This is a genomic window from Enterobacter sp. JUb54, from assembly GCF_014298075.1.
GTDB lineage: Bacteria > Pseudomonadota > Gammaproteobacteria > Enterobacterales > Enterobacteriaceae > Klebsiella > Klebsiella lignicola.
In genome coordinates this window covers 4,445,964-4,458,776 of the sequence record NZ_CP060418.1, presented here as the reverse complement: position 1 = coordinate 4,458,776, position 12,813 = coordinate 4,445,964, and the positions used below count along the sequence as shown (strand labels likewise).

The window sequence follows — 12,813 nt, the reverse complement described above, 5'->3', positions numbered from 1 at the left end:
GATAATTACCCGCGCGGGAAGAAAAGCTTACGGCAGGACTTTCGCGGAGAGGATGACGACCGGTTTAGACGGAACATTCTGGTACGGCCCGACGTTGTGGGTCTGCACCTGAGAAATCTTATCGGCCACGTCCATGCCTTTCACCACTTTACCGAAGACCGCGTAGCCAAAATCACGCTGTCCGTGGTCGAGGAAGGCATTGTCAGCGATATTAATGAAGAACTGGCTGGTCGCGCTGTCCTGGTCGGCAGTACGCGCCATCGCGATGGTGCCGCGGGTGTTGCGCAGGCCGTTATCGGCTTCGTTTTTAATCGGCGGATTCGGCTGCTTTTGCTGCATCTGTTCGTTAAAGCCACCGCCCTGCACCATGAAGCCCGGGATTACGCGGTGGAAAGTGGTGTTGTTATAGAAACCGCTGTTCACGTATTTCAGGAAGTTATCCACGGAAATCGGTGCTTTCTGGCTATTTAACTCCAGCTCAATATTTCCCGCGGAGGTCGTCAGCAATACATGAGGATCGCCCTTCGCAGCCATAGCCGGAGAGAAAGCTGAAATGGCGACAACGGCAACCACCGCCGCCAGAGTTGATTTGAACATGGGAATTCCTTAACGGAGCAGAATAAAAAGCGAGTGCTTTGATTCTAAAGAGCCTTTGCATCCTGGGCCAGCGTTTTACCTAATTTTACGTAGCTGAAATAGTTGTTACGACACACGCATTAACCAGCAGGACATGCAAACCCGATCAACATCACACTAATCAATGCAAAAAAGAGTGCATTACATAATAAACGTTTGCTTACATCACGCGAATGAATAAAATCTGTTCGCCATCGCGCAGTCAATGCGTTTTACATTTCTATTCACAGGCCAGTCATGACTAACAGCAACCGTATCAAGCTCACATGGATCAGCTTCTTCTCCTACGCCCTTACCGGTGCGTTGGTGATCGTCACCGGAATGGTGATGGGAAATATCGCCGATTATTTCCACCTGCCGGTTTCCAGTATGAGTAACACTTTTACTTTCCTCAACGCCGGTATCCTGATCTCTATCTTCCTGAACGCCTGGCTGATGGAAATTGTCCCGCTGAAAACTCAGCTCCGTTTTGGCTTTATCCTGATGGTACTGGCCGTGGCCGGGCTGATGACCAGCCACAGCCTGGCGCTGTTTTCCGCCTCGATGTTCGTCCTGGGTCTGGTTAGCGGGATTACCATGTCGATCGGTACTTTCCTGATTACCCACATGTATGAAGGCCGTCAGCGCGGCGCGCGCCTGCTGTTTACCGACTCCTTCTTCAGCATGGCGGGGATGATTTTCCCAATGGTCGCCGCCTTCCTGCTGGCCCGTAGCATCGAGTGGTACTGGGTATACGCCTGCATTGGTCTGGTCTACGTGGCGATCTTTGTGCTGACTTTCGGCTGTGAATTCCCGGTTCTTGGTAAAAAAGCACAGCAGGACAACCAGCCTGTGGTCAAAGAAAAGTGGGGCATCGGCGTGCTGTTCCTCGCTATCGCGGCGCTGTGCTATATCCTCGGCCAGCTGGGCTTTATCTCCTGGGTGCCTGAATACGCGAAGACTCTGGGCATGAGCCTGGCCGACGGTGGTCAACTGGTGAGTGACTTCTGGATGTCTTACATGATTGGTATGTGGTCATTCAGCTTTATCCTGCGCTTCTTCGACCTTCAGCGGATCCTCACCGTTCTGGCGGGCCTGGCAACGGTGCTGATGTATCTGTTCATCAACGGTTCGCCGGAGCACATGCCGTGGTTTATCCTGACCCTGGGCTTCTTCTCCAGCGCGATTTACACCTCGCTCATCACTCTGGGTTCACTGCAGACCAAAGTGGCGTCGCCGAAGCTGGTGAACTTCGTTCTGACCTGCGGCACCATCGGCACCATGCTGACCTTCGTCGTCACCGGCCCGATTGTGGCAGCCAGCGGCCCACTGGCTGCACTGCACACCGCTAACGGCCTCTACGCCGTGGTCTTTGTGATGTGCCTGATCCTCGGGTTCGTCTCCCGCCACCGCCAGCACAACATGGCAGCGGCGTCTCACTAAGCCTTTAAGCTGTCGGCCCCTTGGCATCCGCGAAGGGGCTGTTTCTGGTAAAGAACAACTCCTCTCCCCCTCGGTCAGTCTGGATCCAGGTCTGTGCCAGCTGCGTCGTGGCAATCACCCGCCCCTGACGAATCGACCAGCGGACCGGTACCTGACAACGCACCGCTTCAAAACCATTCTCCGCCGGTAGAATAATCAGGTTGGCCGGGTTCCCCGGGACAATGCCGTAATCCTGCAGACCGAAGGTGCGGGCGCTGTTGTCGGTGATAAGCTTCAGCCCGTCGTTAATCTGCTGATAACCCATCAGCTGACAGACATGTAACCCCATATGCAGCACCTGCAGCATGTTGGCGGTGCCGAGCGGATACCACGGGTCGAACACATCATCGTGACCAAAGCAGACGTTAATGCCCGCCGCTATCAGCTCCTTCACCCGGGTAATACCCCGGCGCTTCGGATAATCATCAAACCGTCCCTGGAGGTGAATGTTCACCAGCGGGTTAGCCACGAAGTTGATCCCCGAGAGCTTCAGCAGGCGGAACAGCCGTGAGGTATAGGCGCCGTTATAGGAGTGCATCGCGGTGGTATGGCTGGCGGTGACCCGCGGGCCAATCCCCTCTTTCAGCGCCAGAGCGGCAACGGTTTCGACAAACCGCGACTGCTCATCATCGATTTCATCGCAATGAATATCCAGCGGCCGCTGATACTGTTGCGCCAGACGGAACGCAATATGCAGCGATTCGACGCCATACTCGCGGGTAAACTCAAAGTGCGGAATGGCGCCCACCACATCGGCTCCGAGGCGCAGCGCCTCTTCCAGCAGGACCTCTCCATTGGGGTAGGATAAAATCCCCTCCTGGGGGAAGGCGACGATCTGCAAATCTACCCACGGCGCTACCTCCTGCTTCACTTCCAGCATCGCTTTTAGGGCGGTCAGCGTCGGGTCAGAAACGTCAACGTGGGTACGAACAAACTGGATCCCGTTGGCAATTTGCCACTTCAGGGTTTTCCACGCCCGGGCTTTCACATCCTCGTGGCTCAGCAACGCCTTGCGCTCGGCCCAGCGCTCAATACCCTCAAACAGCGTACCGGACTGGTTCCAGTTTGGCTCGCCGGCGGTTTGGGTGGTATCCAGGTGAATATGCGGTTCAATAAACGGCGGAATAGCCAGCCCTCCACGGGCGTTGAGCACTTCGTAACTTTCACTGCGCGCGTCACCCATCGGGGTGATATCGCCAAAACAGCCTTTATCTATCGCAATCTGCCATAACCCGTAGCGGTCCGGCAGACGTACGTTCTGAATTAACCAAAGCGGAACTGCTGTCATCGTGATGACTCCCGTTAATAATGCTGATTATTCACCCAGGCTATGAACATTTTCTCACCTCCAGTTTGTACACAAAAGCAACAGGAAGGAAAAGCCTGAGTTTTCCATAACTTATAAAAATCCATTAAAATCATGATCATACCCATTAAGTGGTAGGCGGGAGCGATCTTGATTTGTATCAATAAGTGCACTGGCTGAATCGTTAAGGTAGGCGGTAATAGAAAAGAAATCGAGGCAAAAATGAGCAAAGTCAGAATCGCTATTATCGGTAACGGCATGGTCGGCCATCGCTTTATCGAAGAGCTTCTTGATAAGGCGCCTGCCGGACAATTCGACATTACCGTGTTCTGTGAAGAACCCCGTATCGCTTACGACCGTGTCCACCTGTCGTCTTACTTCTCCCACCACACTGCGGAAGAACTTTCGCTGGTTCGTGAAGGATTTTACGAAAAACATGGCGTGAAGGTGTTGATCGGCGAACGTGCGATCACGATTAACCGTCAGGAGAAAGTCATTCACTCCAGCGCCGGACGCACCGTCTTTTATGACAAGCTGGTCATGGCAACAGGGTCTTATCCGTGGATCCCACCGATCAAAGGCGCGGAAACTCAGGACTGCTTCGTCTACCGTACTATTGAAGACCTCAACGCGATCGAATCCTGCGCCCGCCGCAGCAAACGCGGTGCGGTCATCGGCGGCGGCCTGCTGGGCCTCGAAGCCGCTGGCGCCCTGAAGAACCTCGGCGTCGAGACGCACGTGATTGAGTTTGCTCCGATGCTGATGGCCGAGCAGCTGGATAACATGGGCGGCGAACAGCTCAAGCGTAAAATCGAAAGCATGGGCGTGAAGGTCCATACCAGCAAAAACACCAAAGAGATCCTCCAGCAGGGCAGCGAAGCGCGCAAAACCATGCAGTTTGCCGATGGTAGCGAACTGCAGGTCGACTTTATCGTCTTCTCCACCGGTATTCGTCCCCGCGACAAGCTGGCGACCCAGTGCGGTCTGGCGGTCGCCCAACGTGGCGGCATCGTCGTGAATGATACCTGTCAGACCTCAGACCCGGATATCTATGCGATCGGCGAATGCGCCAGCTGGGACAACCGCGTCTATGGCCTGGTAGCCCCGGGCTATAAGATGGCGCAGGTGACCGTCGATCATCTGCTCGGCAACAGCAACGCCTTTACCGGCGCCGATCTCAGCGCCAAACTGAAACTGCTTGGCGTCGACGTTGGCGGCATCGGTGATGCGCATGGCCGCACGCCGGGCGCCCGTAGCTATGTCTATCTCGATGAAAGCAAAGAAGTCTATAAACGCCTGATCGTCAGCGAAGACAATAAAACCCTGCTTGGCGCGGTGCTGGTTGGCGATACCAGCGACTATGGCAACCTGCTGCAGCTGGTACTGAACGGTATTGAGCTGCCGGAAAACCCGGACTCGCTGATCCTGCCGGCCCATGCGGGCAGCGGCAAACCGTCGATTGGCGTCGATAAACTGCCGGACAGCGCGCAAATCTGTTCCTGCTTCGATGTCACCAAAGGCATGCTGGTTTCCGCCATCAACAAAGGCTGCCATACCGTGGCGACGCTGAAAGCTGAGACCAAAGCCGGTACCGGCTGCGGCGGCTGTATCCCGCTGGTCACGCAGGTGCTGAACGCCGAGCTGGCGAAACAGGGTATCGAAGTTAACCACAACCTGTGCGAACACTTCGCCTACTCCCGTCAGGAGCTGTTCCACCTGATCCGCGTCGAAGGCATTAAAACCTTCGAAGAGCTGCTGGCGAAACACGGTAAAGGGTACGGCTGTGAAGTGTGTAAGCCGACGGTCGGTTCCCTGCTGGCCTCCTGCTGGAATGAGTACATCCTCAAGCCGCAGCATACGCCGCTGCAGGATACCAACGATAACTTCCTCGCCAACATCCAGAAAGACGGTACTTATTCAGTGATCCCGCGCTCCGCCGGCGGTGAAATCACCCCGGAAGGCCTGGTCGCCGTCGGGCGCATTGCACGCGAATATAACCTCTACACCAAAATTACCGGTTCACAGCGCATCGGCCTGTTCGGCGCGCAAAAAGACGACCTGCCGGAAATCTGGCGCCAGCTGATTGAGGCGGGCTTCGAAACCGGCCACGCGTATGCCAAAGCGCTGCGTATGGCAAAAACCTGCGTCGGCAGTACCTGGTGCCGCTACGGCGTCGGCGACAGCGTGGGCTTCGGCGTCGAGCTGGAAAACCGCTACAAGGGCATCCGCACGCCGCACAAAATGAAGTTTGGCGTCTCCGGCTGTACCCGTGAATGTGCCGAAGCCCAGGGCAAAGACGTGGGGATTATCGCCACCGAAAAAGGCTGGAACCTGTATGTCTGCGGCAACGGCGGGATGAAACCGCGCCACGCCGATCTGCTGGCCGCCGACCTCGATCGTGAAACGCTGCTCAGCTATCTCGACCGTTTCATGATGTTCTACATCCGCACCGCCGATAAGCTGACCCGTACTGCACCATGGTTAGACAACATGGAAGGCGGGATCGACTACCTGCGCAGCGTGATCATCGACGACAAGCTGGGCCTGAACGAACATCTGGAAGAAGAGCTGGCGCGTCTGCGTGCCGCCTTCGCCTGCGAGTGGACCGAAACGGTCAACACCCCGGCGGCGCAAACCCGCTTCAAACACTTTATCAACAGCAACCAGCGCGACCCGAATGTGCAGGTCGTTGCGGAACGCGAGCAGCATCGCCCGGCCACGCCGTATGAGCGTATCCCGGTGACGCTGGTGGAGGAAAACGCATGAGCCAGTGGATAAACATCTGCAAGATTGACGAGATCCTGCCCGCAACCGGCGTCTGCGCGCTGCTGGGCCAGCAACAGGTCGCCCTGTTCCGGCCCTACCATGACGATCGGGTGTTTGCGATCAGCAATATCGACCCGTTCTTCAACGCCAGCGTACTGTCACGCGGCATCATTGCCGAGCACGAAGGCGAGCTGTGGGTTGCCAGCCCGCTGAAGAAGCAGCGCTTCCGCCTGCGCGACGGTCTGTGCATGGAAGATGAAAGCCACTCCATCGCCCACTTTGAGGCGCGAGTCAAAGACGGCAACGTGCAGCTGAAAGCATAACGCCCTGCGGTTCCCTCCCACCCGGAGGGAACCCTATTTTTTTCTTATGACCACTAAGCGGTAGACACCAGAAAAGTCGTGTATTCCGTCAACCCTCTGCTGTTATGCTACGACCGCTTACCCTCTCCCACTGCTTTTCTGCGAGGATGTTCCGTGGACCACTTACCTATTTTCTGTCAGCTGCGCGGTCGCGATTGTTTACTGGTCGGCGGCGGTGATGTTGCCGAACGCAAGGCGCGCCTGTTGCTGGATGCCGGCGCCAGGTTAACGGTCAACGCGCTGGCATTCTCGCCGCAGTTCCAGGCGTGGGCGGATTCGCAGATGCTGACGCTGGTGAAAGCGCCCTTTGACCCCGTGCTGCTTGACGCCTGCTGGCTGGCGATTGCCGCCACCGACAATGAAGATGTCAATCAACAGGTCAGCGACGCCGCAGAAGCCCGTCGGATATTCTGTAACGTGGTGGATGCGCCGCAGCAGGCCAGCTTTATTATGCCGTCGATCATCGACCGTTCGCCGCTGATGGTCGCCGTCTCCTCTGGCGGTACCTCGCCGGTGCTGGCGCGACTGCTGCGGGAAAAGCTGGAATCCCTGTTACCACTCCATTTAGGCCAGCTCGCGCACTATGCGGGCCAGCTACGTTCGCGGGTGAAAAAACAGTTTGCGACGGTTGGCGAACGTCGCCGTTTCTGGGAAAAGCTGTTTATCAACGATCGCCTCGCGCAATCGCTGGCCAACCAGGACCGTCAGGCCGTGGCGGATACCACCGAGCAGTTGCTTACGGAGCCACTGGATCATCGTGGTGAAGTGGTGCTGGTGGGCGCCGGGCCGGGCGATGCCGGGCTACTGACGCTGAAAGGGCTCCAGCAAATTCAGCAGGCCGACGTCGTAGTGTATGACCGCCTGGTCTCCGACGACATTATGAATCTGGTACGTCGCGACGCCGACCGGGTGTTCGTCGGCAAACGCGCGGGTTACCACTGCGTACCGCAGGAAGAGATTAACCAGATCCTGCTGCGCGAAGCCCAGAACGGGCGCCGCGTTGTGCGTCTGAAAGGTGGCGATCCCTTTATTTTCGGCCGCGGGGGTGAAGAGCTGGAAACCCTGTGCAACGCCGGGATCCCCTTCTCCGTGGTACCGGGGATCACCGCCGCTTCCGGCTGTTCCGCCTATTCCGGCATCCCGCTGACCCATCGCGATTACGCCCAGGGCGTGCGGCTTGTCACCGGGCACCTGAAAACCGACGGCGAGATGGACTGGGAAAATCTGGCTGCAGAGAAACAAACCCTGGTGTTTTATATGGGGCTGAGTCAGGCACCGGCCATCCGTGAAAAGCTCATTGCCCACGGTATGGCGGCAGAGATGCCGGTCGCCATTGTGGAAAACGGCACGGCGGTCAGCCAGAAGGTGGTCTCCGGGACGCTGGATCAGCTGGATCTTCTGGCACAGCAAATGGCCAGCCCGGCATTGATCATCGTGGGTCGCGTGGTCAGCCTGCGAGACAAACTGAACTGGTTCTCACATCATTGATTCAGGCTATGCCTGAATAGCAAAAGGGCGGGATAACCCGCCCTTTTCTGTTTGCCGAACGCTGACCGATTACGGCTTAGCGACAAAACCAATAGCGTCGTACACCGCTTTCAGGGTCTCAGACGCACGAGCGCTGGCCTTGTCGGCCCCGTCTCTCATCACCTGGTTCAGGAACGCTTCGTCGTTACGGAAGCGGTTATAACGCTCCTGCAGCTCCAGCAGCATGCCGGACACGGCATCGGCCACTTCGCCTTTCAGGTGACCATACATTTTGCCTTCAAAATGCTGTTCCAGCTCGGCGATGCTCTGCCCGGTTACCCCAGAGAGGATATCCAACAGGTTGGACACGCCGGCTTTATTCTGCTGGTCGTAGCGCACAACAGGCGGCTCGTCACCGTCGGTCATTGCACGTTTGATCTTCTTGACGACCGATTTCGGGTCTTCCAGCAGGCCGATCACGTTATTGCGGTTGTCGTCCGACTTAGACATTTTCTTGGTCGGCTCAAGCAGGGACATCACGCGAGCGCCAGATTTCGGAATAAACGGTTCAGGCACTTTAAACACGTCGCCGTAGATGGCGTTGAAGCGCTGGGCAATATCGCGGCTCAGCTCCAGATGTTGCTTCTGGTCTTCGCCGACCGGCACCTGGTTGGTCTGATACAGCAGAATGTCCGCCGCCATCAGCACCGGATAGTCGAACAGGCCGGCGTTAATGTTTTCTGAATAACGCGCCGATTTATCCTTGAACTGGGTCATACGGCTCAGTTCGCCGAAATAGGTGTAGCAGTTCAGCGCCCAGCCCAGCTGTGCGTGCTCCGGCACGTGTGACTGAACGAAGATGGTGCTTTTCTCAGGATCGATCCCGCAGGCCAGATAAAGCGCCAGCGTATCCAGCGTCGCTTTACGCAGTTTCTCCGGATCCTGACGCGCGGTGATAGCATGCAAATCCACGATGCAATAGATGCAGTGATAATCATCCTGCATGCTCACCCACTGACGCAGCGCACCCATGTAGTTGCCAATGGTCAATTCACCTGAGGGCTGTGCGCCACTAAAAACGATGGGCTTAGTCATTTTTCAATTCCTGAGTTTCACTGTTCGGTAGCCCGAAAGCGGGCAAGAGTTCATTAAATTGGTCGAAGATGTAGTCCGGTTCGCTGAGGGCAATCGACTCACCGTAGTTATAGCCGTAGGTCAGCCCGATGGAACAGCAGCCCGCCGCTTTTGCCGCCTGAATGTCATTGCGGGAATCCCCGACAAACAACAGCTCAGCTGGCGCCAGCGCCAGTTTCTGCGCTACCAACAGCAGCGGATCCGGATGCGGTTTTTTATTCTTCACATCATCGCCGCCAATAACGACGCTAAAGTATTTCGCGATGTCCAGCGCGTCGAGGATTGGCGCGACAAACGGCGTCGGCTTGTTGGTCACCAGCGCCAGCGGTAAACCTTTCGCGTGCAGGGCACCGAGGGTATCGGCAACCGCCGGGAACAGGAAACTGCCCTCTTCAGCGGCTTCGGCGTAGTAGCGGTCAAACAGCTTACGCAACACCATCAGTTGCTCTGCCTGCGGGATATCGTCATGATCGACAGACGGTTTACCCATTGCGGCACGCTGGGTGGCACGTTCCTGACGCGCCCAGTTGAGGGCCCGCTCCATCAGAACATCCGCGCCGTTGCCAATCCAGGTCACGACGCGTGGCTCACCGGCGACCGGTAACTCCAGCGCGTAAAGTGCGCTATCAACCGCGGCAGTCAACCCCGGCGCGCTGTCCACCAGCGTCCCGTCCAGGTCGAAGGCAATACCGCGAATGGCGTGTAATTTATCCATGACTAACCTTTGCTAATTCACTGCGCATTTGATCAATAACCTGCTGGTAGTCCGGCTGATCGAAAATCGCCGAGCCGGCAACAAACATGTCGGCACCCGCCGCTGCAATATCCGCGATATTGCTGACCTTGACGCCGCCGTCGACTTCCAGGCGAATGTCATAGCCCGAGGCATCAATACGCTGACGAACTTCGCGCAGTTTATCCAGCGTCTGTGGGATGAAAGACTGGCCGCCGAAACCTGGGTTGACGGACATCAGCAGGATAACGTCCAGCTTGTCCATCACGTAATCGAGGTAGCTCAGCGAAGTGGCCGGGTTAAACACCAGACCGGCTTTGCAGCCATGTTCTTTGATTAACTGCAGGGTACGGTCGACGTGCTCAGAGGCTTCCGGATGGAAGGTGATGATACTGGCGCCCGCCGCGGCGAAATCAGGAATGATGCGGTCAACCGGCTTCACCATCAGATGCACGTCGATCGGTGCGGTGATGCCATAGTTGCGCAGTGCTTTCAGCACCATAGGGCCGATGGTCAGATTCGGCACGTAGTGGTTGTCCATCACGTCAAAGTGCACAACATCGGCACCTGCAGCCAACGCTTTGGCGGTATCTTCACCCAGACGGGCAAAATCAGCCGACAGAATCGAAGGGGCAATCAAATACTGCTTCATCCGCATCTCCTTGAAATTATTTAGTCTTGGGCGGACGGTAAAGAGCAAGAAGCTCGTCCACCTTCTTTCGTGTACCACCGTTGCTGCTGATGCTGCGTCGCACTTTGACGACATGCAGCTTAGCCTGACGATACCATTCGCGCGTCAGCGCCGTATCGTGGTTGGAAATCAGAACCGGAACCCGCTGTTCGAGCAGATTCTCTGCCAGTTGCGCCAGGTGCGCCTGCTGTTCGGCATTAAAGCTGCTGGTGTGGTATGCCGTAAAATTGGCGGTCGAGGACAAAGGGGCATACGGCGGATCGCAATAGACCACCGAAGACCCGTCCGCGCGTGCCATGCTGTCGGCATACGACTCGCAGTAGAAGTACGCATTCTGCGCCTTCTGGGCAAAATGATACAGCTCGGCTTCCGGGAAATAGGGTTTCTTGTAACGGCCGAACGGGACGTTAAATTCACCGCGCAGGTTGTAACGACACAGGCCATTGTAACCGTGGCGGTTGAGGTACAGGAACAACACCGCACGGCGGAATGGGTCCTGGCTCAGGTTGAATTCAGTCCGGAACCGGTAGTACTGCTCTGCGGCGTTATTTTCCGGCGTAAACATGTCACGCGCTGCGGCCACGTACTCATCAGTCTGCAATTTGACGATGTTGTAGAGACCGATCAGATCGCTGTTGATGTCCGCGAGGATATAACGAGAAAAGTCGGTATTAAGAAATACCGACCCGGCGCCCACAAAGGGCTCAATCAGACAATCACCTTGCGGCAAATGCTTTTTAATATCGTCAAGCAGGGGGTATTTCCCCCCTGCCCATTTCAGAAAAGCGCGATTCTTTTTCATGCTGCCTAACTAATTACACATTCTCCGGCTGTGGAGAAAGCTCCGACAGCACCCTGCGCTTAAGACTACACCGCGCTTATTTCAGGTCAGCTTGTACCTGATGCAGCGGTTTCGCCCACGGGTTTTTCGCCTGCACGTCCGCTGGCAGAGTGGTTACAGCACGCTTCGCTTCGTCTTTCGAGGCGTAGATGCCGCTGACCAGTACATACCAGGGTTGACCGTTGCGGGTGGTCTCATAGACAACATATTTTTCCAGCTTCTCTTTCTTCGCCCAGCTATTCAGGTTGTTGTAGTTGGAGGAGGAGCTAAGTTGCAGAGTGTAGTTGCCAGACGGTGCCGCTTTCATGGAGCTGACATCACCCGCTGTTTTACCACCGGCAGCTGCTGCCGGAGCCGCTGTCGCCGCCGTTGTGGCTGCTGCAGTGGCCGCTGGCGCGGTCGCCGTGGCTGCCGGAGCAGGTTTAGTCTGTGCTGTCGCAACAGGCTTGCTCGGCTGGGTAACAGGCGCTTTCACCGGGGCGGTTGCCGCAGTGCTTTCTACACGCTTAGGCTGTACTGGCTTCGCTTCAACCGGCGCTTTCGCAACGGGCTTCGGCTCAATAACCGTATGCTTACGCTCTGCCGGACGCTGGGTGGCGGCAGTCTGACGTTCGGTTGTCGCCTGACGCGGCGCGGTGCCATTGCGTACCGGAGCAACGGTGGCAGGTTCGGTCGGCAGTGTGGAGTTAGCCACAGCGCTGTCAATCTGGCCCGGTTGCTGAGTCAGTGCATTGTTCAGATCGCCCTGAACTTCAACACGCTGCTGCCCTTGCGGCTCAGTGGTCGTCTGGCCTTGAGTCGGGTTAGCGGCGATTGGCGGCAGAGAGACGTCCTGCTGCTGAGTGGTACCCGCAGTCTGACCCTGAGAAGCAGACGGCTCCTGAGAGGCTGGCTGAGCATTACCAGACTGATCGTCTGACAGGTTGATGCTCTTTTCACCTGATGCGGTTTGTTCGCTGGAAGAGGACGGCGACTTCAGTGCAGAACCGATGCCAACAATCAGCAGCAGCAGCACGAGGATCCCCACCCCCATCATAATATACTGGCGAGACGCTGGCTTTGAGGGCGCTTTCTTACGCTTACGCGGACGGCGCTCTACCTGCTGCTCTTCCTGCTCTTCGTCTTCTTCAGACTCTACGTCCTCTTCATACTCTTCTTCATCGCGCTCGCGGCGTGCTTTACTGGCACGTGTTGGACGGCTGTCATCCGCATCAAGATCGACATCATCAAAATTGATCTGCGGATCGCTATCGCGCTCGGAAGATTGACGGGAACGACCAGTACGACGATCGCTGCGATCGGCTTTCAGATCGTCTTCTGGTTTTAATTCATCCATTTAACACCCCACTAAAAGGCTTATGCTCACGACTTTTGCATGTCACCTGAAATGATAACGCCGCGCAAGCGCGGCTAGAC

General features: G+C 56.5%; 11 protein-coding genes. 4 read left to right on the top strand and 7 right to left on the bottom strand.

Going from position 1 to position 12,813, the window contains the following annotated elements:
- Positions 1–27: 27 nt before the first annotated feature.
- The gene (gene ppiA, locus HF679_RS20475) at positions 28–597 is read right to left on the bottom strand and encodes a peptidylprolyl isomerase A (protein WP_123757349.1); all 570 of its coding nucleotides are present in this window, start codon (positions 595–597) and stop codon (positions 28–30) included.
- A gap of 276 nt (positions 598–873) precedes the next feature.
- Here ppiA and tsgA point away from each other — a divergent pair, with 276 nt between their 5' ends.
- Positions 874–2,058 (top strand): MFS transporter TsgA, encoded by a 1,185-nt coding sequence (gene tsgA / locus HF679_RS20470; protein WP_123757348.1) that lies wholly within the window; start codon positions 874–876, stop codon positions 2,056–2,058.
- 4 nt (positions 2,059–2,062) lie between these two features.
- Here the strand turns inward: tsgA and HF679_RS20465 are convergent, their stop codons facing one another.
- Positions 2,063–3,385: a cytosine deaminase gene (locus HF679_RS20465; protein ID WP_187042343.1), complete on the bottom strand. Its 1,323-nt coding sequence runs from the start codon at positions 3,383–3,385 to the stop codon at positions 2,063–2,065.
- A 240-nt stretch (positions 3,386–3,625) separates the two neighbouring features.
- Between HF679_RS20465 and nirB the strand changes: the two genes are divergently transcribed.
- The 3 genes from nirB (at position 3,626) to cysG (ending at position 8,019) form a co-directional block, all read left to right on the top strand.
- A complete protein-coding gene (nirB, locus tag HF679_RS20460) occupies positions 3,626–6,169 on the top strand; it encodes a nitrite reductase large subunit NirB (RefSeq protein ID WP_187042342.1) in 2,544 nt (847 codons plus the stop codon).
- Positions 6,166–6,492 carry a nitrite reductase small subunit NirD gene (nirD, locus tag HF679_RS20455; protein WP_123757345.1) on the top strand — a complete coding sequence of 109 codons (327 nt, stop codon included), beginning with the start codon at positions 6,166–6,168 and terminating at the stop codon, positions 6,490–6,492. Before nirB ends, nirD begins: the two co-directional genes overlap by 4 nt.
- 153 nt (positions 6,493–6,645) lie before the next feature.
- Positions 6,646–8,019 (top strand): siroheme synthase CysG, encoded by a 1,374-nt coding sequence (cysG, locus tag HF679_RS20450; protein ID WP_123757344.1) that lies wholly within the window; start codon positions 6,646–6,648, stop codon positions 8,017–8,019.
- Between the two features lie 69 nt (positions 8,020–8,088).
- On the opposite strand, the gene trpS is transcribed toward cysG, so the two are convergent.
- The 5 genes from trpS to damX all read right to left on the bottom strand — a co-directional run bounded on the left by trpS (position 8,089) and on the right by damX (position 12,733).
- Positions 8,089–9,093, bottom strand: coding sequence for a tryptophan--tRNA ligase (gene trpS / locus HF679_RS20445; RefSeq protein WP_123757343.1), 1,005 nt, complete (start codon positions 9,091–9,093; stop codon positions 8,089–8,091).
- Positions 9,086–9,847: a phosphoglycolate phosphatase gene (gene gph / locus HF679_RS20440; protein ID WP_123757342.1), complete on the bottom strand. Its 762-nt coding sequence runs from the start codon at positions 9,845–9,847 to the stop codon at positions 9,086–9,088. The genes trpS and gph overlap by 8 nt, the downstream gene beginning before the upstream one ends.
- On the bottom strand, positions 9,840–10,517 hold the full coding sequence (gene rpe / locus HF679_RS20435; RefSeq protein WP_154145004.1) for a ribulose-phosphate 3-epimerase: 678 nt from the start codon (positions 10,515–10,517) through the stop codon (positions 9,840–9,842). The genes gph and rpe overlap by 8 nt, the downstream gene beginning before the upstream one ends.
- A gap of 16 nt (positions 10,518–10,533) precedes the next feature.
- The gene (gene dam, locus HF679_RS20430; RefSeq protein ID WP_123757340.1) at positions 10,534–11,358 is read right to left on the bottom strand and encodes an adenine-specific DNA-methyltransferase; all 825 of its coding nucleotides are present in this window, start codon (positions 11,356–11,358) and stop codon (positions 10,534–10,536) included.
- Positions 11,359–11,434: 76 nt separating this feature from the next.
- Positions 11,435–12,733, bottom strand: a complete 1,299-nt coding sequence (damX, locus tag HF679_RS20425) for a cell division protein DamX (protein ID WP_123757339.1) — start codon at positions 12,731–12,733, stop codon at positions 11,435–11,437.
- Between the last annotated feature and the right edge of the window lie 80 nt (positions 12,734–12,813).

What these genes read in the sequence shown, in the direction of transcription:
- ppiA (WP_123757349.1), bottom strand. Translation starts at nt 597, where the DNA reads ATGTTCAAATCAACTCTGGCGGCGGTGGTTGCCGTTGTCGCCATTTCA.
- tsgA (WP_123757348.1), top strand. Translation starts at nt 874, where the DNA reads ATGACTAACAGCAACCGTATCAAGCTCACATGGATCAGCTTCTTCTCC.
- HF679_RS20465 (WP_187042343.1), bottom strand. Translation starts at nt 3,385, where the DNA reads ATGACAGCAGTTCCGCTTTGGTTAATTCAGAACGTACGTCTGCCGGAC.
- nirB (WP_187042342.1), top strand. Translation starts at nt 3,626, where the DNA reads ATGAGCAAAGTCAGAATCGCTATTATCGGTAACGGCATGGTCGGCCAT.
- nirD (WP_123757345.1), top strand. Translation starts at nt 6,166, where the DNA reads ATGAGCCAGTGGATAAACATCTGCAAGATTGACGAGATCCTGCCCGCA.
- trpS (WP_123757343.1), bottom strand. Translation starts at nt 9,093, where the DNA reads ATGACTAAGCCCATCGTTTTTAGTGGCGCACAGCCCTCAGGTGAATTG.
- gph (WP_123757342.1), bottom strand. Translation starts at nt 9,847, where the DNA reads ATGGATAAATTACACGCCATTCGCGGTATTGCCTTCGACCTGGACGGG.
- rpe (WP_154145004.1), bottom strand. Translation starts at nt 10,517, where the DNA reads ATGAAGCAGTATTTGATTGCCCCTTCGATTCTGTCGGCTGATTTTGCC.
- dam (WP_123757340.1), bottom strand. Translation starts at nt 11,358, where the DNA reads ATGAAAAAGAATCGCGCTTTTCTGAAATGGGCAGGGGGGAAATACCCC.
- damX (WP_123757339.1), bottom strand. Translation starts at nt 12,733, where the DNA reads ATGGATGAATTAAAACCAGAAGACGATCTGAAAGCCGATCGCAGCGAT.